We start from the raw sequence: 21,853 nt of genomic DNA, 5'->3' as shown, positions 1-21,853 counted from the left end.
GTGCCGGGGTGGCCGCTCCGTGCGGCCGCCCCGGCACACGCGCCCCGCGCGCCCCACGAGACACGCCGGGCGGATTGCCCGAACCCGGCCACGGAAGCGGTGCCCATCGCCCACAATGGCCACGGGGCACGGCCGTGAACGTGCCCCGGACGGTCGGATGCCGAAGCCATGAAGCAGGAGCGTGGGACGGCGCGACGCGGCCATCGGTCACGTCGCGGCCTTCGGCGACCCCGCACGGGGACGGTCGTGGCCACGGTCCTGGCCGTCGCGCTCGGGGGGTTCGGCTGGGCCGCCACGCGCAGCCCGGGCTACACGACCGACCACCTCGAGGCCAACGACGGCACGCTCTGGGTCACCAACGACCGCGCCGGCCTGTTCGGGCGGCTCAACGCCCCCGCCGCGCACCTGGACGCCGCGGTGGCCCCCGGCGAGGAGTCCACCCAGACCTACCAGCTCGACGTCGTCCAGTCGGGGTCCTCGGTCCTCACCCGCGACCGCATCACCGGCAAGGTCGTGCCCGTCGACGTGCGCGCGGGGGCGCTGGTCGGCGACCGTTTCGCCACCGTCCCGGCCACCGCGCCGCTCGCGGTCGGCGCCGGCACCTCCGTCGTCGTCGACCCCGACTCCGGCGACGTGCGCGCCGCCTCGTCCCAGACGCCCGCCGTCGCGGCCGTCGACGGGCTGGGGGGCCCCGGCGACCCGACCGCCACGGTCCCCATCGCCCCTGAGGTCACCGGGGACGCGATGACCGCTGACGTCGCGGTGGACGGCGACGGCGTGGCGTACGCGGCGGGCTCGGGCGGACGGCTCGTGACCCTCCGGCCCACCGGCGACGGCCGCTTCGCCGAGGAGTCCCGCTCGCTCGGCGGCCCGCTCCAGGACGCACACCTCGTGCTGACCCCGGACGGCCCGGTGGTCCTCGACACCGTCGCCGGGGTGGTGGCCCGCCCGGACGCACCCCGCGTGACCGTTACCGGGCAGAGCCTGGCCGGCGGCGTCCCCGCGGAGCGCACCACCGACGGGGACGTGCTCGTCGCCACCCCCCGCGCGCTGCTCGCGGTGGACCTCTCGTCCGGCGCGGTCCGCACGCTCGTCGAGGGCGGCACCGGCCCCGCCGCCGCCCCGGTCGTCCTCGACGGCTGCACCTACGCCGTGTGGTCCGGCAGCCCCGGGCGGGTCGTGAAGTCCTGCAGCGGCGGCCGGTTCGCGGACGTGCCCCTGACGACCCCCACCAACCTGCTCTCGCCCCACCTGCGGGTCAACCACCGCTCGGTCGCGCTCAACGACTCGACGAGCGGGGGCGTGTGGTCCCTCGATGACGGTGCCCGCCTCGACGACTGGGCCGCGGTCGCCCCGCCGTCCTCGCAGTCGCCGCCGAAGGACCCCGACCAGTCCACGACCGTCGACCGCAGCAGCAAGCCGCCGCGCGCCGTCGACGACACGGTGGGGGCGCGCCCGGGCCGGACGAGCACGCTCCACGTCCTCGACAACGACGTCAACCCCTCCGGCAGCGTCCTGTCGGTCACCCGGGTGTCCGGGCTGCCGACGGGCGCCGGCAGCCTGGCCATCTCGCCGGACGGCCAGACCGTCCAGCTCACCCTGGCCCCCACCGCCTCGGCCACCGCCTTCGAGTACGTCATCGACGACGGCCGGGGCAACAGCTCCTCGGCGCGGGTGACCGTCCAGGTCCGGGCGCCCTCCGAGAACGGTGCGCCGGCGCTGCGTCCCAACCTCGTGCCCACCGTCACCTCCGTGTCGGGCCGGGGCTCGGTGAGCATCCCCGTCGTCGGGGACTGGCGCGACCCCGACTCCGACCCCGTCGCCGTCACGACCGCCCAGGACGGTGAGGTGCCGGTGGCCCTGACCACCGACGGCCGGCTGCGCTACACCGCGCCGGCCAAGCCCGGCCCGCGCACCATCGACTACACGGTGTCCGACGGCACCGCCGAGACCGCCGGGCGGCAGAGCGTCGACGTGCTCGCCGACACCGCCCGGCCGGTGGCCGCGACCCCGCTCCCCGACGTCGGGCGCGGCGAGGTCGGCAAACCGGTGGTGCTCCGGCCGCTCGACAACGACGTCCCGGGCACTGACCCGCTCAACCCCGCCGCGCGCCTGCAGCTGGCCGGCAACGTCACCGCCCCCGATGGCACCACCGTCGTCACGAGCACCGACGCCGGCACCGTGTCGGTGACAGCCCGCGCCCCCGGCACCTACCTGCTCTCCTACCCCGTGCGCTTCGGGGAGGCGAGCATCGCCCGCGGAGCCATCCGGGTCGACGTCCGAGCGGCCTCCGAGCGCCCCGGCAAGATCACCGCGATGCCCGACCAGGTCGTCGTGCGCGGCCAGACCGCGACGATCGTCGACGTCCTCGCCAACGACGTCGACCCCGCCGGTGGCCTCCTCGTCGTCCAGGGCGTCGAGACCGAGTCCTCCGACGCGGTCGAGGTGGCGGTCCTGCGCGGGCGCTGGCTGCGCATCGCCGCCACCAGGCCCTCGCTGCGGCCGAACCCCGTGCTCGTGCACTACACGGTGACCAACGGCCAGGGCAGCAGCACCGAGGGCGACGTGTCGGTGCTCCAGCTGCCCGAACCCGCCGATGTCACCCCCATCGCCGTCGACGACACGGCCACCGTCCGCTCCGGCGACCACGTGTCGGTCCCGGTGCTGGACAACGACATCGACCCCACCGGCGCCACGCTGCGACTGTCCACCCAGGTCGAGGGCGCTCCGCGGCAGGGCACCCTGCCGGTCGGCGGGCCCGACGGGAACCCGACGAACGACGCCGTCGGCGCGGCCTACGTGGCGGGCACGGTGGTGCGCTTCCAGGCGCCGGACGTCACGGTGCAGCGCACGGTCGCCATCACCTACGTCGTCGAGGGTGCGAGCGGCAAGCGGGCCACCGGCCTGGCCCGGGTCACGGTCCTCCCACCGCCCTCGCCCACCTTCCCCAACCGCGCGCCGGCCCCGCCGACCCTCGAGGGGCGCGTCGTCGCCGGTGACACCATCACCGTCTCCGTCCCGGACTCCGGGTCCGACCCCGACGGCGACTCCACGACCCTGGCCGGGCTCGCCTCGGCCCCGAGGCTCGGCCGCGTCCTCGCCGTCTCGCCCTCGGCCATCACCTACCAGGCGTACCCGACGAGCGGCGGCACCGACGACTTCACCTACCTCGTCGCCGACCGGTACGGGAACCTCGGCACCGGGACGGTCCGCGTGGCCGTGGCCCCGCCGGGCGACCCGCAGCCGGTCGTCGCGGTCGACGACGAGGTCACCGTCGCCCCGGGGGCCACGGTCTCGGTCGACGTCCTCGCCAACGACATCCAGCCGATCGGGGAGCGGGCGTCGGTGGAGCTGGTGGAGGGCTCGGACACCGCCGGCCGGGCCACGCTCGACCCCGCGACCGGCCGGGTGACCGTCACCGCCCCGCCGCCCGCGCAACCGCTGACCGTGCGCTACGACATCGTCGGCGCGAGCGGTGTGCCGTCGCGAGGCACCGTCACCGTCCGCGGTCGCGCCGGCGTCAACCTCCCGCCGGTGCCGCGCAACGCCCTCGCCCAGCCGGCGCCCGGCGCCTCGACCGTCGACGTGAACCTGCTCGCCGGCGCCGTCGACCCCGACTCCCCGGGCGGCGCCCTCCAGGTGACCCGGGTCTTCAACGCCCCGGACGCGCAGGTGGTCGGTGGCGTCGCCACCCTGCCGGTCCGCGACACCCCCCAGGTGCTCTCCTTCGAGGTCGTCGACGCCAGCGGTGCGGCGGCGCTCGGCATCGTCCACGTCCCCGCGGGCGGCTCCGGCGCCCCGACCGTGCGACCCGACGCACTCGTCCGGGTCGACCGGGACGACTCCGTGACGGTCAACCTCGACGACGTCGTCGTCGACCCGGCGGGCCGCGAGCTGACGCTCACCACGAGCGACCAGCTCGCCGCCTCGCCCGCGGGCAAGCTGCGCCTGGAGGCCGACGGGCCCTCGCGGCTCACCGTCACCGGGCTGGCCGGCTACGTCGGGCCGGCGGCCATCGCCTTCGAGGTCTCCACCGGGTCCGCCGCGAACGCCAAGCGCGCCTTCCTCACCGTGCCGGTGCAGGTCGGGCCGGAGACGCCCGTGCTGCGCTGCCCGCCGACGGCGGTCGACGTGGTCGTCGGCGGCACCTCGCGGCCGCTGTCCATCCGCGAGCTGTGCCACGTGTGGACGGCCCGCCCGGAGACCCTCGACGGGCTGCGGTTCACCGGGCGGTTCCAGACGGCGGTCACGGGGCTCGAGGTGGCCAACCGCGACGCCGGCACCCTCGTCGTGCGCGCCGGCGCGGCGGCGGTGCCCGGGAGTACCGCGCGCCTGCTCGTGACCGCCGAGGGCACCGAGGCCGTGCCCGCGGTCATCACCGTGCGGGTCGCACCGGCCCAGCCGCCCACGATGTCGCCGGTCGTCCTCTCGGGCGTGCAGGCCGGCACGACCCGGACCGTCAACATCGATCCCTACCTCCGGTCGCAGCTCGGCGACCCGCAGTTCTCGATCATCGACTCGTCGCGTGTCTCTGGCTCCGCCGGGACGGCGATCCGGGAGGGCCCGACCACGCTGTCGGTCACCCCGGCCGCCGACGCGCGCGGTCGCATCGTCTTCGCCGTGACGATCACCGACGTCGACTCCACCACCCGTGCCGATCGGCAGGCCACCGGCACGCTCACCGTCGACGTGCTCGGCACCCCGGACGCGCCCGGCACCCCCGCCCAGACCGGCCCGACCCTCAGCCGCTCGGCCCGGCTCACCTGGACGCCGCCGAACGACAACGGGCTCCCCGTCGAGGCCTACGAGGTGAGGTGGGCAGGCGGTACGCAGCTGTGCTCGGCCTCGCCGTGCCTGGTCACGAACCTCGAGAACGCCACCCCCACGCGGTTCACCGTGCGGGCGCGCAACGCCGCGGGGTGGGGCCCGGAGAGCCGTCCCTCGGCGCCGGTCACCGCCGACGAGGTGCCGGGTGCCGTCGTCGACCCCCGCGTCACGGGACCACAGAACCGGCAGGTGACGGTGGCCTGGGGCGCGGCGCCGACCCAGGGCTCGGCCGTCGTCGGCTACCTCGTGACCTGGCCCGGGGGCCGGGTCGAGACCAGCTCGACCTCCGTCGTCGCCACCGGCCTCGACAACGCCCTGCCGACGCCCTTCACCATCCGGGCGCGCAACGCCGCCGGCTTCGGGCCGCCGGTCACGGTCGAGGGCCAGTCGGCCGGCAACCCGGAGGCACCCGACGCCCCACGCCTCGAGACCACCGAGGTGGCCGGAGGCGCGCGGCAGGCGGTCGTCGTGTCGTGGGGAGCGGTGCCGCCCAACGGCCCCGGTGACACGCAGTACACGGTCACCCGCAGCGGCCCCGGTGGCTCGACCCAGGTCTGCCGGACGCAGAACACCCGGTGCGACGCCGACGCCGTCGACAACGACGGGTCGACCTACGAGTACCGCGTCGTCGCGAGCAACCCCTTCTACGAGTCCGTCCCGAGCGCGCCCACCTCGCTCGAGGCCGTCGGCACCCCCGGCGACTTCACGGGGCTCTCGGCCACGGCCACCGGCGACGACCGCAGCGTCCGGCTGCGGTTCACCTCGCCCCCGGCCCGGGACGACTCGCTGACCATCACCTGCCGGGTCGCCGGCACGACGTGCGGCAGCTGGGCGGCGCCCTCCGACCCCACGCCCTTCGACGAGGTGGTCCGCGTGCCCGACAACGGGTCGGCGTACACGCTGACCCTCACCGCGACGAACAGCGGCGCGAAGAGCTCGACGACGAGCGTCGACTCGGACGTCGTCTACGGACCGCTCGGCCCGGCGAGCATCGAGATCGTCTCCACGGTGGGCCCCTACGTCACGTTCACCGTGCGTGCCGACCCGAACGGGCGCCCGGCCGACGTCGCCGTCACGGTGTCCGGCGGCATCGCCGGCGACGTGCAGATCGACGACACCACCGGCGGTGGACCCTACGTGGAGACCTTCACCCGCAAGGTCGGTTTCTCCAGCGACCTCACCCTCGCCGCGCGGGTGACGCGCGGGAGCGACACGCAGACCGCGTCCGGCACGGCCTCGACCGCCCAGGGCACCCTGCGCGCGCGCCAGGGCGCCCCGGCCCCGGAGGGGGTGACGCTCTTCCTGACCGCCGAGAACCTCTCCCCGAGCCGGACCCTGCAGTGCGTCATCGACGAGGAGGGCACCGGCGGCACGACCACCGTGACCCTCGACACCGACGCGGCCGGCAACGGCACCCGCGCCGTGCCCGCGTCGGAGTTCGCGGCGACCTCCGGGACGCGGTACACCATCACCTGCGACGACGGCGCCGCCCCCGAGACACCGGTCCGCCGGACGTGGGTGGCGCCGTGAACCCCAGCACCGCAACCCCTTCCATCACCCCGCCCCAGCCCCGAGCCGATGACGAGGACACCATGAGCACCCAGCCCGTCGCGCACGCCGACGAGATCGCCTGGTTCGGCGAGACCTTCACGACGATCGTCGACGCCGTCGGTGCCGCGCTCGTCGGCAAGGAGCGCGTCGTCCAGCTGAGCGTCGCCTGCCTCGCCGCCGGGGGGCACCTGCTCCTCGAGGACGTGCCGGGCACCGGGAAGACGAGCCTGGCCCGTTCGCTGGCGGGGGCGGTGCGCGGCAGCCACCAGCGCATCCAGTTCACCCCGGACCTGCTGCCCTCCGACGTCACCGGCGCCTCGATCTACGACCCGAAGGCGCAGGCCTTCGAGTTCCGCCGCGGCCCGGTGTTCGCGAACATCGTCCTCGCCGACGAGATCAACCGGGCCTCCCCGAAGACGCAGTCCTCGCTGCTCGAGGTGATGGAGGAGGGCCGGGTGACCGTCGACGGCACCACGCACTCGGTGCCGAGCCCGTTCATGGTCATCGCGACCCAGAACCCCATCGAGCAGGCCGGCACCTACCGGCTGCCCGAGGCCCAGCTCGACCGCTTCCTCATGAAGACCGCGATCGGCTACCCGGACGCCGAGGCGACCATCGGCGTCCTCTCCGGGCTCGCGATCCGCGACCGCGCCGGCGCCGTGAACCCCGTCATCGACGGCACCCAGGTGCTGCGGATGCGCCAGGTCGCGCGCTCGGTGCACGTCTCGCGCGCGCTGCTGGAGTTCACCCAGACCGTCGCCGAGCGCTCGCGCGAGCACCGCCACGTGCGGCTCGGGCTCTCGGTGCGCGGGCTGCTCGGGTACGTCCACGCCGCGAAGGCCTGGGCCGCCGGGCAGGGCCGCAACTACGTCGTCCCCGACGACCTCAAGGAGCTCGCCGTCCCCGTCATGCAGCACCGGATGCTCCTCGACGCCGACGCCCAGTTCGACGGCGTCACCATCCTCGACGTCATCGACGAGCTCTTCGACGCCATCCCGATGCCCGCGGCCGCCGAGCGCTGACCCACCTCCGATGACCGACCTGCGCCGCCTCCTCGACCTCCTCCGGGAGCGGTCCGTCGTGACCCGCACCGGCTGGGGGGCGGCGGTGGTCGGCGTGCTCGGGGTGCTGGTCGGCTGGGTCCTCGGCTGGGACGAGGCGCGGCTGGTCGGCATCGGGCTGCTCGTCCTGCTCGTCCTCTCGGTGCTGATGACGCTCGGCGGGTCGCGCGTGGACCTCGACCTCAGCGTGCGGCCGGTGCGGGTGCGCCCGGGCGTCACCGCCGACGGGTCGCTGCTCGTGACCAACGGGCGCAGCCGGCGGGTCGCGCCGGCCGACCTCGAGGTGCCGGTCGACGGCCGCATCGAGGCCTTCCGGATGGGCTCGCTCGGGCCCGGTGTGCGCGTCGACTACCCGTTCCCGATCCCCACGCGCCGTCGCGGCGTGGTCGTCGTCGGACCGGTGACGACGGTGCTCGGCGACCCCTTCGGGCTGGCCCGGCGCACCCTGAACACCTCGCGGACCGTCGAGCTCTTCGTCCATCCCGAGGTCGTGCGGCTGCCCTCGCTCGACGCCGGGCTGGTGCGCGACCTCGAGGGCCGCCCGACCCAGGACCCCTCGGTCTCCGACCTCGACTTCCACACGCTGCGCGCGTACCTGCCCGGCGACGACCGCCGGCACGTGCACTGGCAGTCCTCGGCCCGGATGTCGGCCGCCGCCGGCACCACGACGCTGATGATGAAGGGCTACACCGACACCCGGCGCTCGCACCTCGGCGTCCTCTTCGACGCCCGGCTCGACGGGTACGCCGACGAGGGCACCTTCGAGCGGGGGATCACGGCGGCGGCGTCGGTGGCGGTCCGGGCCCTGCGCGACGAGATGGACGTCAGCGTCGTCGCCGGCGGCCATGCCGTCGACCGCGCCGGGGTGGCCCGCACGCTCGACGGCTTCTCGCGCGTCGAGCCCGACGACTCCGACCTGCCGAGCCTGGCCGCCCGGCTCTCCGGCCTGGCCCCGGGCACGTCCATCGTCGTGATGGTCACCGGCGCCGACACCCCGGTCGCCGAGGTGCAGCGGGCGGCCGGGCACCTGGGTCCGCACGTGCGCCTCCACGTCCTGCGCGTGGCGCCGGGGGAGCGCAGCACCATCTCCTCGGTCCTGGACATCACCTTCCTCACGATGGGCTCGATCGGCGACCTCGCGCGCCTCGTCCGGGCGGTGGGTGGCCAGTGAGCGCGCCGACCATCCCGCTGACGGCCGGCCGGCCGGCCCGTCCCGACGCGCCACCCATGACCCGCCGTGCCCGCGCCCTGGCCCAGCCGCGCCGGGACATCGCGGTCGACGCCCTCTTCGTCGTGCTCCTCACGGCCACCGCGCTCAGCGCCTTCGCGGGCACCTTCGACGGCCCGTGGTGGGTGCTCACCAGCGCCGTCGGGCTGGTGGCGGGCGTGGCCCTGGCCATCGGGATGGGACGCCTGCGCGTGCCGTGGTGGGGCGCCGCCCCCGGGCTGCTCGTGCTCGCCGCGCTGCTGGCCCCGCCGCTGACCCTGCGGGGCACCTCCGCCGGTCCGTGGCCGACGCCCGCCGGATGGGCCGCCCTCTCCGACACCGCGACCGATGGCTGGCGCCGGCTGCTCACCACGCTGCCGCCGGTCGACGGCGCCGGCCCGCTCGCCCTGCTGCCCTTCCTCCTGGCGATGGCCGGCGGCTGTGCGGCGATGCTCGTGGCGCGGCGCACCCGGGCCCCGCACCTGCCGGTGGCGGTGCCCGCCCTCGTCGGGGCCGCGTCGGTGGCGCTGGGGGTCGTCGCGCCGGGCGGTGTCGTCGCCCGCGGCGCCGTGCTGCTCGTCGGTGCGCTGGCGTGGGGCACCGACCGGGCGCGTCGCTCCGTCGTCGTCCACACGGCCCGCAACCTGGAGCGGGTCGCCACCGCCGCCCTGCTGCTGCTCGTCGTCGGTGTCGTCGTCCTCGGGGCGGTGCCGTGGACGGGCACGACCCCGCGCCAGGTGCTGCGCGAGCACGTGGAGCCGCCGTTCTCGGCCACCGACCGGCCCAGCCCGCTCGCCGCGTTCCGCGCCTTCCGGCCGGTCGCGGACGCGCTCGCCGACGACGAGCTGCTCCGGGTCACCGGGCTGCCGCAGGGGACGCTGCTGCGGCTGGCCACGGTCGACACGTACTCCGGCACGGTGTGGGCCGCGGGCAACGCCACCTCGTCCTCGGCCGCGGGCTCGGGCAGCTTCCTGCGCGTGGGCGCACGCATCCCCCGACCGGACGCCGGCCGCGACGTCCGGGCGACCGTCACCATCGGCGACGCCTGGGCCGGGCGCCGCGACCTGCGCATCTGGGTGCCGACCGTCGGCAGCGAGACGCGCATCGCGTTCGACGGGGCCCGCGCCCAGGACCGCGACGACGCGCTCCGCTACAACCTCGACACCGGCGCCGCCGTGCTCCCCGAGGGGCTGACCCCGGGTGAGACCTACGTCCTCGACGAGCGGATCGGCGCGGCGGCCACCGGCGTCCCGGCCACGCCGCCGGTAGACCCCACGCTCGCCCAGCCGGTCGCCCGGCTCGTCGCCGCCGCGGGGGCGGGGGGCGGGGACCCGCTGTCCCAGCTGCGTGCGGTCGCGACCCGGCTGCGCACCATCGGTGCCTACAGCGACGGCGGCACGGGCGAGGAGACCATCCTCCCCGGGCACTCCTCCGGCAGACTCACGGCGTTCGTCTCGGAGAGCGAGCCGGCCGGCAACGACGAGCAGTTCGCCGCGACGCTCGCGCTGTCGGCCGCCTACCTCGGGATGCCCGCGCGCATCGTCCTCGGCGCGGTGCCGGGCGCCGACGGCGTGGTGCGCGGCCAGGACGTGCGCGCCTGGGTCGAGGTCCACGACGGTGCCCGGTGGCAGCTCATCGCGCCGGACGAGTTCGTGCCCCCGCGCGACAAGGCGCCCAAGCCCCGTGCCGTGCTCGAGCGCGACAGCAACCGCGCCGCCGCCGTGCCGCCGCCCACCGCGCAGCGCCCGCCCAGCAGCGAGGACGGCTTCAGCCTCGACGAGACCGCCGGCGGCCGCAACCGCACCACCGCCCCGGACGTCAGCACCCCGCTGCCGCTCTGGGTGACGGTCACGGCCGCGGTGGTGGCCGTGCCGGTGCTCGGGCTGCCCCTGTGGACCGGCCTGCTCGTGCTGCTCAAGGGCCTGCGCCGTCTCGTGCGGCGGCGGCGCGGACCGGCCGCGCAGCGCACCGCCGGCGCGTGGCTCGACGTCCTCGACACGGTCCGCGACGCCGGCTACCCCGTCTCGCGCAGGGACACCCGGCGCGAGGTCGCGCGGGTGGTCGGGGGCCGGGCCGTGCCCGACGCCGCGCGCGCGGTCGACGGTGCGACCTTCGGGCCGGCGGGCGCGAGCGACGAAGGGGCCGACCGCGCCTGGGCCCTGGCCCGTGCGGTGCGCCACGAGCTCGGCGAGGACCGGTCGTGGCGCGAGCGCTGGCGTCGCGCGGTGGCGCTCACCTCTGTGCTGCCCACCCGGCGGCGGGCGCGGGTGCGCACGCCCTCCGACATCCACGCCGGGCGCCTCGGCGAGGCCGCGACGGCGGCCCCGGCGTCCTGACCGTCAGCGGCGGAAGAGCCGGCGGAGCCGGCGCGGCGGGTCGGTGAGCGGGGTCGGGCGCTCGGGGGCGAGGTCGACCGCGTCACGCGGCGGGGCGTACATCGCGTGGCGCTCGGTCCGGGTGCGCGAGACGGTGCCCGCGCGCGGTGCGGACTCGACGAGGGGCGTGCGGGCGGGAGCGTCGGTCGGTCCCTCGGTCGCCGTCGGGCTCTGGGGTCGAGGTGGTCCCGGGCCGTCAGCGGGTGCGGTGTCACCTCGACCGGAGGCGGGGACGGCCCACGGGGCGATGCGCTGCTCGAGCCCCTCGCCGGTGCGGCGCGTCGCCGGGCGGGCCGGCTCGGGGGCGTCCCGGACGACGGGCGTCGGGGCCGGTGCCTCCGGCGGGCCCCACGCGGCGCGCAGCCGCGAACGGGGGACGGTGTCGCCGTCGACGTCCTCGGGGACCTCGGGCGCGTCGGGCTCGGGCACGGCGTCATCGTAACCAGCGCGGAGCGCCCCGGGCCCGGCCTTCGGGGCAGCCCGGCGTCCGCCGTCCCCGGCGGGGCCTCGCTAGGCTGCCGGACGTGGCGGACGAGACGCGTGAGGTCGAGCCCGGCGGGTGGCGCGAGGCCGTCGCCGCGGCCCGCGACGACGGCTTCGCCTTCCTCGACTGGCTGAGCGCCGTCGACCGCACCGACGACGCCGCCGCACCGGGCTTCGACGTCCTCTGCCACCTCTACGACGTCTCGACGCCCGGCGCGCTGCGCGGCCTGCTGCTCACCACGCGCCTCCCCGAGGGCGAGGCCGTCCAGTCCGTCACCCGGGTGTTCGCCGGGGCGGCCTGGCACGAGCGCGAGACGCACGAGATGTTCGGCATCGAGGTCGACGGCTTCGACGACGGCAGCGGCCTCGGCCTGCGCCCGCTCCTGCTGCCCGACGGCTTCGAGGGCACCCCGCTGCGCAAGTCCTTCCAGCTCGCGGCCCGGGCCTCCAAGCCGTGGCCGGGTGGCAAGGAGCCGGGGGAGGGCCACGACTCCGCGAAGTCGCCGAGCCGGCGCCGCGTGCAGGCCCCGGGCGTCCCCCCGCCGGAGTGGGGTCCGCGATGACTCCGCTCGAGGTGGTGCTCCGCGCCGTCGCCGCGCTCGCGGCCTTCCTCGTCCTGCCGCTGCTCGTCGGGCAGGCCGAGCACAAGGTCATGGCGCACATGCAGGGCCGGCTCGGGCCGATGTACGCCGGCGGCTTCCACGGCTGGGCCCAGCTCGTCGCCGACGGCGTGAAGTTCGTCCAGAAGGAGGACATCGTCCCGGCCGCGGCCGACCGGTGGGTCTTCCGGCTGGCGCCCGCCGTCGCGCTCGTGCCGTACCTCGTGGCGCTCGCGACCATCCCCGTCCATCCCGGCGTCGCCGCCGTCGAGGTGCCCGGGTCGGTGCTGCTCGTGCTCGCCGCGACCTCGGTCGGGGCGCTCGGCACGCTGATGGCCGGCTGGTCGAGCGCGAACAAGTACTCGCTCATCGGCGGCCTGCGTGCCGCGGCGCAGCTGGTGTCCTACGAGCTGCCGGTCGTGCTGGCCGTCGCGTCGATGGCGCTGGCCGGCGGGACGCTCTCGCTCGGCGGGCTGGTCGAGGCCTGGAGCCCGTGGTGGCTGCTCTGGCAGCTGCCGGGTGCTTTGGTCTTCCTCGTGGCGGCCGTCGCCGAGCTGCAGCGCCCGCCCTTCGACATGCCCGTCGCCGACGCCGAGCTCGTCATGGGCGCCTGGACCGAGTACACCGGGCTGCGCTTCGCCTTCTTCCTCCTCGCCGAGTACGCCGGCATCGTCGTGATGTCCCTCCTGTTCGCCGTGCTGTGGCTCGGCGGGTGGCACGGGCCGTTCAGCGACGCCCTCGGCTGGCTGTGGACCCTGCTCAAGGGGTTCGCCGTCGCGCTGGTCGTCATCTGGGTCCGGGTGGCGTGGCCGCGGCTGCGCGAGGACCAGCTGCAGCGCATCGCGTGGCTGTGGCTCGTACCGCTGGCGCTGGGCCAGCTGGTCCTCACCGGAGTGGGAGTGGTTCTCGGATGGTGACCTCCGACGAGCGCGGACGCGGCGGCGGGTTGCCGGGCGTCCTCAAGGGACTGGCCACGACGGCGCGAACGGCGTTGCGCCCCAGCCACACCCACGAGTACCCCGACGTCGCGCCCGACCTGCCGCCGCGCAGCCGGGGCGTCATCGCCCTGCTCGAGCAGAACTGCACCTCGTGCATGCTCTGCGCCCGCGAGTGCCCCGACTGGTGCATCTACATCGACTCGCACAAGGAGACGATCCCGGCCACGACGGAGGGCGGGCGCGAGCGCCAGCGCAACGTCCTCGACCGCTTCGCCATCGACTTCTCGCTGTGCATGTACTGCGGCATCTGCATCGAGGTCTGCCCCTTCGACGCGCTCTTCTGGAGTCCGCAGTTCGAGTACGCCGAGGTCGACATCCGCGACCTGCTCCACGAGAAGGACCGGCTGGGCGGGTGGATGGCCACCGTGCCGCCACCGCCGGCTCTGGACGAGAAGGCCGCCGAGCCGGCCGAGGTCGCGGCCGTCAACCGCCCGGCCCGTGGCACAGGGCTCGTCGGGGGTGGGGGCGCCTCGCGTCCGCCGCGCACGGTCCGGCCGCGCGTGGTCCGCGACGCACCCGCGGACCCGTCCCCGCCCGAGGACGCCCCGTGACCGCCCTCGACACCGCGTTCGCGGCCTGCGCCGTGCTCGCCGTGCTCGGCGGGCTGTTCGCGGTCACCACGCGGCACGTCGTGCACGCGGCCCTGTGGCTCGTCGTGGCCCTGCTCGGTGTGGCCGGCGCGCTGCTCGTCCTCGGTGCCGAGCTCGTCGCCCTCGTGCTCGTCCTCGTCTACGTCGGCGCGGTCGTCGTCCTCGTCCTCTTCGCCCTGATGCTCACCCGCGCGCCCATCGGCCCGGACCTCGCGCACGCCGTCGGGCCGTGGCGGGCGGCCGGTGCCGCGCTGCTCGGGCTCGCGACGGCCGGGCTGCTCGCGTCGGTGCTCGTCCCGCTGGCCGACGGTACTGTCGAGCGCTCGGCGGTCACCTCGGAGCAGGTCGCCGGGCAGCTCTTCGGCACCTGGGTGTGGCCCTTCGAGCTGCTCTCCCTCCTGCTGCTCGCGGCGCTCGTCGGCGGCCTCGCCGTCGCCCGGGGCGAGCGCACCGGTACCGACGGGTCGCCCGCCCGGGAGGCGCGCCCGTGATCCACCTCGTCGGCCCGTACCTCCTCGCCGCTGCCCTCGTCGGGCTCGGGGTCGCGGGGATCGCGGTGCGCCGCAACGCCGTCCTGGTGCTCGTCGGGGTCGAGCTCGTGCTCAGCGGAGGTCTCGTCCTCCTCGTCACGACCCAGGCGGCGGGTGCCGACCGCTGGGCCGCCGGGAGCGTCCTGCCGCTCTTCACCATCACCATCGCGGCCGCCGAGGTCGTCGTCGCGCTCGCCGTGGTCCTCGCGGTCTTCCGGATGCGCGGCAGCATCGACCTCGACGCCCCGAGCGCGCCGGAGGACACCGCGTGAGCCCCTGGCTGCTCGTCCTCGTCCCGGCCCTGGCCTCCGCGCTCGGGGTCGCCGTGCGGCGCGACGACCGCATCGCGCGGGTCGTGGCCGTCGCGGCCGGCGGCCTGACCCTGCTCGTCGCCCTCGTCGGGTGGATCGGCCAGTCCGGGACCGTGACCGACCTCGGGGTCGACCTCCCGGTGGGTGAGCTCGACGTACCGCTCGGCACCATCACCGACCCCGCGCGGCTGGCCATCGCCACCATCGTGGCGCTCGTCGCCACGGCCGTGCAGGTGTACTCCACCTGGTACCTGGCCACCGACGACCGCTACGGCCAGTTCGCGGCCACCGTCTCGCTGTTCACCGCCGCGATGCTGCTCGTCGTCGTCTCCCGCGACCTCGTGCTGACCATCGTCGGCTGGGAGGTCATGGGCTGGTGCTCCTACCTCCTCATCGGGCACTGGTCGCGTCGGCCGTCGGCGCGGCGGGCGGCGCTCAAGGCCTTCCTCGTCACGCGCGTGGCGGACATCGGCTTCGTCCTCGGGCTCGTCGGGCTGGCCGCCGGCGCCGGATCGACCGACCTCGCCACGGTGGTCGCCGCGTGGGACCGCCCGACGCAGTGCATCGACACCGCGGTCGAGGGCGGCTCGTCCCTCGGCGCCGCGCTCACCGCGTGCTCGGCGCCGGACGCCCGGCTGCGTGCCGTGCTGCTCGTGCTCGTCGTCATCGGGGTGCTCGGCAAGTCGGCGCAGGTCCCGTTCCAGGACTGGCTCGCCGACGCGATGGAGGGCCCGACGCCGGCCAGCGCCCTCATCCACGCCGCCACGATGGTGGCCGCCGGCACGGTGGTGCTCGCCGGGCTGCACCCGCTCCTCGAGGACAGCCCGAGCGCCCGCTGGTTCCTCGGGATCGCGGTCTCGGTGACGATGCTCCTCTCCGCCCTGCTCGCCTTCGCGCAGAGCGACCTCAAGCGGATGCTCGCGTGGTCCACGGTCAGCCAGGTGTCCGTCATGCTGTCCGCGCTCGCGGTGGCCGGGCCCGGTGTCGGTCCCGATGCCGGTCTGCTGCACCTGTGGTCGCACGCGATCTTCAAGTCGCTCCTCTTCCTCGCCATCGGCTGGGCCGCGGTGGCCGCCGGTGGTACGGCCGCGACGGCGTTGCGCGGCAGCGGTGCCGCGACCCCCGTGCTGCGGGCGGCGTTCCTCGTCGGGTTCCTCTCGCTGGCCGGCGTGCCGCTGGTCGTGGGTGGGGTGTCCAAGGAGCACGTCCTCGCCTCGGCGTGGGACGGCGCGGTCGCCGCGGACGGCCCCGGCGTCGTCGTCCTGGTCTTCCTCGTCGTGACGGCCGCCGTGACCGCCGCCTACTCGACCCGCGGCTACCTGGTGCTCACCGCCCACGTCCGGACCCGCCCGGAGGCCGGAGCGGTGCCGCCCACCGTCCCGGCCGTGCTGTGGGTCCTCGTCGTGCTCACCGTGTTCGGCGGACTCGTCGTCCTCACCGGCTCCTTCGCGGTGCACGGCGTCTCGCTGCTGTGGCTGCTGCTCACCGTCCTCGTCGTCGGGGTCGGCGTCGCCGTCGCGCTGCGCGGTGGCCTCGACCGTGACCCCGCGGACGTCCTCGCGCGCCGGTTCGTCCCGATGGCCGACCGCGGCCTCGGGGTCGACGCGCTCTACCGGCGGCTCGTCGCGCGGCCCGTCCTGCGCCTCGCGCGCGTCGTGGCCTTCGTCGACACCGAGGTGGTCGACGCGTACGTGCGGGGTGCGGCCGTCGCCACCCGCGCCGTCGGATGGGCCGGGGTGCGGGCGCATCGTCGTGAACGGCCCAGTGCCGGACTCGGGCTGGTGCTCGGGGCGGTCGTCGTCCTCGGCCTCGTGGGGGTGCTGGCGTGGTCGTGAGCCTGCTCCTCGCCCTGCCCGGCGTCGTCGGTCTCTGGCTCGTGTCCGGCGGCCGCGGCCTGCCGCTGCGCGTCGCCCGCCCGCTGACGGCCGTGACGGCCGGGCTCGCCCTCGTGCTGGCCGTGGCCGTCGCGCTCGGGGACAGCACGGTCGACCGGGCCTGGCTCCCCGAGCTGGGTGTGCGCTGGTCGCTCGGGCTCGACGGCATCTCGGTGCCGCTCGTGCTGCTCACCGCGCTGATGGGCGTCGTCGTCGCCGCGCACGCGTGGGTGGAGGTGCCGGCCGGCGGGACACCGGCCACCTTCCTCGGCTGCCTGCTCCTCGTGGAGGCCGGCGCGCTGGCCACCTTCGCGGCCCGCGACGCCGTGCTCTTCCTCGTCGCCTTCGAGGTCGTGCTCGTCCCGATGTGGGTGCTCGTCGGGCGGTACGGCGACGCCAAGCACCCCCGTGCCCGCACCGAGGCCGCGCAGCGCTTCGTGCTCTACACGGCCGTCGGGTCCACCACGATGCTCGTCGGCATCCTGCTGCTCGTCGCGTCGGCCGGCACCGCCGACCTGCGCGAGCTCGCCGGTGGTGCCGGGGCGGCCCTGGCGCCCGGGACCCAGCTGGCGGTTGCCGTGCTGCTCGTGCTCGGCCTGGCGGTCAAGGTCCCGGTGCTGCCGTTCCACACCTGGTTGCCCCCGGCGCACACCACGGCACCCACGGCCGGCTCCGTGCTCCTCGCCGCTGTCCTGCTGAAGATGGGCACCTACGGCCTCGTCCGCCTCCCGGTCGCCACCGTCCCCGACGGGTTCGGCCGTCTCGCACCGGTGCTCGCCGTCGCCGGTGCGCTGGGCATCGTCTGGGGCGGGCTGGTGTGCCTCGTCGAGCGCGACCTCAAGCGGCTCGTCGCCTACTCCTCCGTCGCGCACATGGGCTTCGTCGTCCTCGCGCTGGCCAGCGGCTCCGAGACCGGCCTGCAGGCCGCCCTGTACGCCAACGTCGCGCACGGGGTCGTGTCCGCGCTGCTCTTCGTCCTCGTCGGCGGGCTCAAGCAGCGCTGGGGTGACGTCGACCTCGCCGTGCGCCGACCGGCGCTGCGCGAGACCTCGCCCCGGCTCGGCTTCGTGCTGGTCCTCGGGCTCGCGGCATCGCTCGGCCTCCCCGGGCTCGCCGGCTTCTGGGGCGAGCTGCTCGCCGTGTACTCCGCGTGGGCCCCGGCGGGTGACCGCCCGCGGGCGGTGTTCGTCGCCTGCGCCGTCGTCGCGGCGGTCGGTGCGGCGCTGGCCGCGGCCTACGCGCTGCGGGTGGCCGGCATCGTCTGGGTCGGCGACCGGCCCGACCCCGAGGCCGCGCGCACACCTGACACGGTCGGCGTCGAGCGATGGGTCCTCGGCGGGCTCGCGGCCCTCGTCGTCGTCCTCGGCGTGGCGCCGATGCTCGTCCTGTCGGTGACGGCCGACGCGGTCGCCGCCCTGCGGGGTGTCCGATGAGTGCGCTCGTCGGCGTCGACCCGCTGGTCCTCGCCCCCGCCCTGGCTCCTGTGGTGGGGGTGGTGCTCGTCCTCGTCGGCGACGCGGTGGTCCCGTCCCGCCGGGGCGGGCGGTGGGCGCTGCCGGTCGCCGCGGTGCTCCTCGTGGCCGGGGCCGTAGCCGCGCTGCGGGGCAGCCTGGTCGACCCGGCGACGCCGCTGCGCACCCTCTGCCTGCCCGCGCCGGACGGCGCCTGCCTCTGGACGGCCGGTCCGCGCACCTCGACGCTCCAGGCGGGCATCCTGCTCGCCGCGGCCGCCGCGCTGGCCCTGCTGCACGACGGTCGTCCCCGGCCCCGGGACGCCTCCGTCACCGCCACCCTCCTGCTCGCGGCGACGACGGGCGGGGTCGCCGTCGCGGCGGCACGTGACCTCGGGAGCTGGCTGGTGGCCCTCGAGCTCGCCACCGTCCCGGTCGTGGCGCTCGTCGCGCTGCGGGGGACCCGGTCGGCGGCGCACGGGAGCCTGTCCCTGCTCGTCACCTCGCTCACGTCCTTCGCGCTGCTGGTCCTCGGGGCGGCGCTGTGGCTCACCGCCACCGGGGACGCCGCGTTCTCCGCCGAGTCGGTCGCGACGGCGTGGGCCGACCCCGAGCGCCGGGCCGTCCTCGTCCTCGCGGTGACGGCCCTGGTCTCCGGGCTGGGGTTCAAGCTCTCGCTCGTGCCGTTCCACGCCTGGACGCCGCAGGCCTACGCCGCCGCCGACCTCGGCACCACGCTCTTCCTCGCCGCGGCCTCGAAGCTGTCGGCGGTCGCGGCGCTCCTCGTGGTCGTCGAGGCGTTGGCCGCGGGGATCGGGTCGGGGCCCGCGCTCGTCACGCTGCTCGCCCTGCCGGCGGTGGCCTCGCTGCTGCTCGGCACGGTCGTGGCGCTGCGCCAGGACGACCCCGTGCGCCTGCTCGCGTGGTCCACCATCGCCCAGGCCGGGTGGGTGCTCGTCCCGCTCACCGCCCTGAGCGCCGACGGACTGCGCGCAGCGGCCGCCTACGTCCTCGTCTACGCAGCCGCCACCACCGTCGCGCTCGCCGTGGTCGCCCGCACCGGCGCCCGCACCCTCGGCGGGACCCGGGGCCTGCTGCGACGCGACCCGGTGGCGGGGGGCGCGCTGGTCCTGGCCCTGCTCGTCCTCGCCGGCCTGCCGCCCGGAGTCGTCGGTCTCGTCGTCAAGGTCCTCGCGATCTCCGCCCCGGTGGCCGAGGGCGTCTGGCCCGTCGCGGCGGCGGCCGTGGTCGCCGTCGTCCTCGGCATCGCGGTCTACCTGCGCTGGGTCGCCGTCCTCGTCGCGCGGCCCGAGGGCGGGGCGGATGCCCCGCCGGCGCCCGCCGGCCGCTCGACCACGGTGGTGATCGTCCTGGGCACCGTCGTCCTGCTGCTCACCAGCGTCCTGCCGCACGCACTGCTCGGCGGGCTCGGCTGAGGCGGGACGAGCGCGAGCCGTGGTGGAACGCCAGCGGGACCGGAGGCGTTGACCCGGCATGCACAACCACTTCAACGGCCTGAAGACCGCCGCGCTGCTGGGCGGCCTGTGGGCCATCCTGCTCGCGATCGGCTACATGGTCGCGCAGGGCACGGGCAGCAGCATCTTCATCCTCGTGTTCGCCCTCATCGGCCTCGGCACCACCGCGTACGGGTACTGGAACTCCGACAAGCTGGCCATCAAGGCGATGCACGCGTACCCCGTCACCGAGGCGCAGGCCCCGGCGATGTACCGCATCGTCAGCGAGCTCTCGACGCGCGCCGGCAAGCCGATGCCCCGCCTCTACGTCTCGCCCACCCAGGCCCCCAACGCCTTCGCCACCGGCCGCAACCCCGAGAACGCCGCCGTCTGCTGCACCGAGGGCATCCTCGGGCTGCTCGACGAGCGCGAGCTGCGCGGGGTCCTCGGCCACGAGCTGATGCACGTCTACAACCGCGACATCCTCACCGGCTCGGTAGCGGCCGCCATCGCCGGCGTCATCTCCTCGATCGGCCAGTTCCTCGCCTTCGGCGCCCTCTTCGGCGGCGGCAACGACGAGGACCGCAACCCGATCGCGGGGCTCGCCCTCGCGCTGCTCGCCCCCATCGCGGCGGTGTTCGTGCAGATGGCCATCTCGCGCACCCGCGAGTACGACGCCGACGAGGACGGCGCCACGCTCACCGGCGACCCGCTGGCGCTCGCGAGCGCCCTCAAGAAGCTCGAGCTCGGTGTGGCCCGGGCGCCGCTCGCGCCGACGCAGCAGGTCGTCAACGCCAGCCACATGATGATCGCCAACCCGTTCCGCGCCCAGGACGTCTCGCGGATGATGTCGACCCACCCGCCGATGGCCGAGCGCATCGCCCGGCTCGAGCAGATGGCCTACGGGCACCGCATCAACCCGAGCTGACGCGCTTCCGACCAACCCGTCGAAAGTACAGAACACGCCGTCTCGCACCTCGTGCAGGCGGCGTGTTCTGTACCTTCGACGGGGTCAGGCGGGAGGGACCACGAGCCGCATCACGGTGTTCTTCTCGCCCTTGGTGCGCTCCAGCTCGAAGCCGACCCGCTCGAACATCGAGCGGGTCGTGGAGTAGAGGAAGCTCGAGGAGACCTTCTTCGTCGAGCCCGTGAGGTCGTGGGGGTAGCCCTCCAGCACACCACCACCGGACTGTGCGACGAGGTCGACGACGCCCCGCAGCGCGACCTCGGCCACGCCGTGGCGGCGGAACCGGCGGTCGACGAAGAAGCACGTGACGCGGTAGTCGGGCGGGCTGACCAGCCCCTCCTCGTACTCCTTGCGGTGCCGGATGTTCGGCAGCTCGGCGGGCGGCCCGTACTGGGCCCAGGCCACCGCCTCGTCACCGTCGAAGACGACCGCGGCGTGCGAGCGGCCGGCGAGCACCCACTGCTCCTTGAGCGCGTGGTTGGCGTCCGCGTCGCGCGGCTTCTCCGAGACCATCGTGTGGAACCAGGTGCACCAGCAGCCGCCGAAGACGCCGTTGTGGCGCGCGGCGAGGGCCTCCCAGGCCGGCCAGGTGTCGGGTCCGAGCGGACGGACGATGAGGCTGGAGGTGTCGACGTCGACCATGCCCGGCACGCTACGACCGGATCCGGACGGAACGCGTCCGCATCGAAGCCCCGTCGCGCGGCGCCTCACCGCGAACGCGGGTGAAATCCTTCGGCATACCGACGGTTTTCACCCACGTTCGAGGGAGGGGCGAGGTCAGGGGGTGGGGAGGCCGGCGGCGGAGTCGTCGTAGTACTGGCGGTTCCGGAGCCCGGCGGCCGCGGCCTCGTCGAGGCAGACCACGGTGTCGGGGTGCCACTGCAGCACCGACGCCGGCACGGAGGCGGTGAGCGGCCCCTCGAGCGCGGCGGCGACGGCCTCGGCCTTGGCGTCCCCGGTGGCCACGAGCACGAGCCGGCGGGCATCGAGGATGGTGCCCAGCCCCTGCGTGAGGCAGTGCGTGGGCACGTCGTCGAGGTCGTGGAAGAAGCGGGCGTTGTCGCGGCGGGTGCGGGCCGACAGCCGCTTGACGCGGGTGCGCGAGGCGAACGCGGACCCGGGCTCGTTGAAGCCGAGGTGGCCGTTGGCGCCGATCCCCAGGACCTGCACGTCGACGCCGCCGAGGTCGCGGATGCGCTGCTCGTACGCGGAGGCCGCGGCGGCGAGCGAGGCGGCGTCCGCGCGTGAGCCGTCCGGCACCTCGAGCCGCTCGGGGGCGAGGCCGACGACGTCGCACACCTCGCGCAGCAGCACCTGCCGGTAGCCCTCCGGATGACCCGGCGGAAGTCCCACGTACTCGTCCAGCGCGACACCGTGGGTGTGCGAGAAGTCCGCCCGCCCCTCGGCGACGGCGCGGCCGAGCTCGCGGTACAGGCCGAGCGGCGAGGAGCCGGTGGCCAGGCCGAGCACCGGGGTGCCGTGCGAGGTGTCGGTGGGCCACGCCGCGAGCACCGCCTCGGCCGCGCGGGCGGCGGTCTCCTCCGGACCGGGGCTGACGAGGATCTCCATCGCGAG

Annotated in this window: 16 protein-coding genes; 13 read left to right on the top strand and 3 right to left on the bottom strand. The window is 75.7% G+C overall.

What is annotated here, in order from left to right; all coding sequences use genetic code 11:
- Nucleotides 1–246 precede the first annotated feature (246 nt).
- The 4 genes from ACQZ2A_RS10265 (at nucleotide 247) to ACQZ2A_RS10250 (ending at nucleotide 10,982) form a co-directional block, all read left to right on the top strand.
- Complete coding sequence (locus tag ACQZ2A_RS10265) at nucleotides 247–6,357, top strand: Ig-like domain-containing protein (protein ID WP_430210397.1); 6,111 nt, start codon at nucleotides 247–249, stop codon at nucleotides 6,355–6,357.
- Between the two features lie 62 nt (nucleotides 6,358–6,419).
- Entirely contained in the window at nucleotides 6,420–7,400 is a 981-nt protein-coding gene (locus ACQZ2A_RS10260) for an AAA family ATPase (protein ID WP_430210394.1), read from the top strand.
- Nucleotides 7,401–7,410: 10 nt separating this feature from the next.
- Entirely contained in the window at nucleotides 7,411–8,610 is a 1,200-nt protein-coding gene (locus ACQZ2A_RS10255; protein WP_430210392.1) for a DUF58 domain-containing protein, read from the top strand.
- A 56-nt stretch (nucleotides 8,611–8,666) separates the two neighbouring features.
- Nucleotides 8,667–10,982 carry a transglutaminaseTgpA domain-containing protein gene (locus tag ACQZ2A_RS10250; RefSeq protein WP_430210389.1) on the top strand — a complete coding sequence of 772 codons (2,316 nt, stop codon included), beginning with the start codon at nucleotides 8,667–8,669 and terminating at the stop codon, nucleotides 10,980–10,982.
- Between the two features lie 3 nt (nucleotides 10,983–10,985).
- Here the strand turns inward: ACQZ2A_RS10250 and ACQZ2A_RS10245 are convergent, their stop codons facing one another.
- Nucleotides 10,986–11,450: a hypothetical protein gene (locus ACQZ2A_RS10245; protein ID WP_430210387.1), complete on the bottom strand. Its 465-nt coding sequence runs from the start codon at nucleotides 11,448–11,450 to the stop codon at nucleotides 10,986–10,988.
- 95 nt (nucleotides 11,451–11,545) lie between these two features.
- Here ACQZ2A_RS10245 and ACQZ2A_RS10240 point away from each other — a divergent pair, with 95 nt between their 5' ends.
- The 9 genes from ACQZ2A_RS10240 to htpX are packed head-to-tail and all read left to right on the top strand — an operon-like array spanning nucleotide 11,546 to nucleotide 20,239.
- A complete protein-coding gene (locus tag ACQZ2A_RS10240) occupies nucleotides 11,546–12,067 on the top strand; it encodes an NADH-quinone oxidoreductase subunit C (protein ID WP_430210385.1) in 522 nt (173 codons plus the stop codon).
- The gene (locus ACQZ2A_RS10235; RefSeq protein WP_430210383.1) at nucleotides 12,064–13,020 is read left to right on the top strand and encodes a complex I subunit 1/NuoH family protein; all 957 of its coding nucleotides are present in this window, start codon (nucleotides 12,064–12,066) and stop codon (nucleotides 13,018–13,020) included. Before ACQZ2A_RS10240 ends, ACQZ2A_RS10235 begins: the two co-directional genes overlap by 4 nt.
- Nucleotides 13,014–13,652: a NuoI/complex I 23 kDa subunit family protein gene (locus ACQZ2A_RS10230; RefSeq protein ID WP_430210380.1), complete on the top strand. Its 639-nt coding sequence runs from the start codon at nucleotides 13,014–13,016 to the stop codon at nucleotides 13,650–13,652. The genes ACQZ2A_RS10235 and ACQZ2A_RS10230 overlap by 7 nt, the downstream gene beginning before the upstream one ends.
- Nucleotides 13,649–14,182, top strand: coding sequence for an NADH-quinone oxidoreductase subunit J family protein (locus ACQZ2A_RS10225; protein WP_430210377.1), 534 nt, complete (start codon nucleotides 13,649–13,651; stop codon nucleotides 14,180–14,182). Before ACQZ2A_RS10230 ends, ACQZ2A_RS10225 begins: the two co-directional genes overlap by 4 nt.
- Nucleotides 14,179–14,493, top strand: a complete 315-nt coding sequence (gene nuoK, locus ACQZ2A_RS10220; protein WP_430210374.1) for an NADH-quinone oxidoreductase subunit NuoK — start codon at nucleotides 14,179–14,181, stop codon at nucleotides 14,491–14,493. The genes ACQZ2A_RS10225 and nuoK overlap by 4 nt, the downstream gene beginning before the upstream one ends.
- Nucleotides 14,490–16,367 carry an NADH-quinone oxidoreductase subunit L gene (locus ACQZ2A_RS10215; RefSeq protein ID WP_430210372.1) on the top strand — a complete coding sequence of 626 codons (1,878 nt, stop codon included), beginning with the start codon at nucleotides 14,490–14,492 and terminating at the stop codon, nucleotides 16,365–16,367. Before nuoK ends, ACQZ2A_RS10215 begins: the two co-directional genes overlap by 4 nt.
- On the top strand, nucleotides 16,364–17,839 hold the full coding sequence (locus ACQZ2A_RS10210) for a complex I subunit 4 family protein (protein ID WP_430210369.1): 1,476 nt from the start codon (nucleotides 16,364–16,366) through the stop codon (nucleotides 17,837–17,839). Before ACQZ2A_RS10215 ends, ACQZ2A_RS10210 begins: the two co-directional genes overlap by 4 nt.
- Nucleotides 17,836–19,293: a proton-conducting transporter membrane subunit gene (locus ACQZ2A_RS10205; protein WP_430210366.1), complete on the top strand. Its 1,458-nt coding sequence runs from the start codon at nucleotides 17,836–17,838 to the stop codon at nucleotides 19,291–19,293. Before ACQZ2A_RS10210 ends, ACQZ2A_RS10205 begins: the two co-directional genes overlap by 4 nt.
- Before the next feature lie 58 nt (nucleotides 19,294–19,351).
- Complete coding sequence (gene htpX, locus ACQZ2A_RS10200; RefSeq protein WP_430210364.1) at nucleotides 19,352–20,239, top strand: zinc metalloprotease HtpX; 888 nt, start codon at nucleotides 19,352–19,354, stop codon at nucleotides 20,237–20,239.
- An 84-nt stretch (nucleotides 20,240–20,323) separates the two neighbouring features.
- Here the strand turns inward: htpX and ACQZ2A_RS10195 are convergent, their stop codons facing one another.
- Both ACQZ2A_RS10195 and ACQZ2A_RS10190 read right to left on the bottom strand, forming a co-directional pair.
- Nucleotides 20,324–20,920: a GNAT family N-acetyltransferase gene (locus ACQZ2A_RS10195; protein WP_430210361.1), complete on the bottom strand. Its 597-nt coding sequence runs from the start codon at nucleotides 20,918–20,920 to the stop codon at nucleotides 20,324–20,326.
- 135 nt (nucleotides 20,921–21,055) lie between these two features.
- A complete protein-coding gene (locus ACQZ2A_RS10190; RefSeq protein ID WP_430210358.1) occupies nucleotides 21,056–21,847 on the bottom strand; it encodes a glucosamine-6-phosphate deaminase in 792 nt (263 codons plus the stop codon).
- Nucleotides 21,848–21,853 lie beyond the last annotated feature (6 nt).

The sequence above is a fragment of the Phycicoccus avicenniae genome (assembly GCF_050496545.1).
Lineage (GTDB): Bacteria > Actinomycetota > Actinomycetes > Actinomycetales > Dermatophilaceae > Phycicoccus > Phycicoccus avicenniae_A.
The sequence above is the reverse complement of the archived record's forward strand: the minus strand, read 5'-3'. Positions and strand labels throughout refer to the sequence as shown.

Excerpts from the sequence above, each read along its gene's own strand:
- ACQZ2A_RS10260 (WP_430210394.1), top strand. The coding sequence starts at position 6,420 with ATGAGCACCCAGCCCGTCGCGCACGCCGACGAGATCGCCTGGTTCGGC.
- ACQZ2A_RS10255 (WP_430210392.1), top strand. The coding sequence starts at position 7,411 with ATGACCGACCTGCGCCGCCTCCTCGACCTCCTCCGGGAGCGGTCCGTC.
- ACQZ2A_RS10250 (WP_430210389.1), top strand. The coding sequence starts at position 8,667 with ATGACCCGCCGTGCCCGCGCCCTGGCCCAGCCGCGCCGGGACATCGCG.
- ACQZ2A_RS10235 (WP_430210383.1), top strand. The coding sequence starts at position 12,064 with ATGACTCCGCTCGAGGTGGTGCTCCGCGCCGTCGCCGCGCTCGCGGCC.
- ACQZ2A_RS10230 (WP_430210380.1), top strand. The coding sequence starts at position 13,014 with ATGGTGACCTCCGACGAGCGCGGACGCGGCGGCGGGTTGCCGGGCGTC.
- ACQZ2A_RS10205 (WP_430210366.1), top strand. The coding sequence starts at position 17,836 with ATGAGTGCGCTCGTCGGCGTCGACCCGCTGGTCCTCGCCCCCGCCCTG.
- htpX (WP_430210364.1), top strand. The coding sequence starts at position 19,352 with ATGCACAACCACTTCAACGGCCTGAAGACCGCCGCGCTGCTGGGCGGC.
- ACQZ2A_RS10195 (WP_430210361.1), bottom strand. The coding sequence starts at position 20,920 with ATGGTCGACGTCGACACCTCCAGCCTCATCGTCCGTCCGCTCGGACCC.
- ACQZ2A_RS10190 (WP_430210358.1), bottom strand. The coding sequence starts at position 21,847 with ATGGAGATCCTCGTCAGCCCCGGTCCGGAGGAGACCGCCGCCCGCGCG.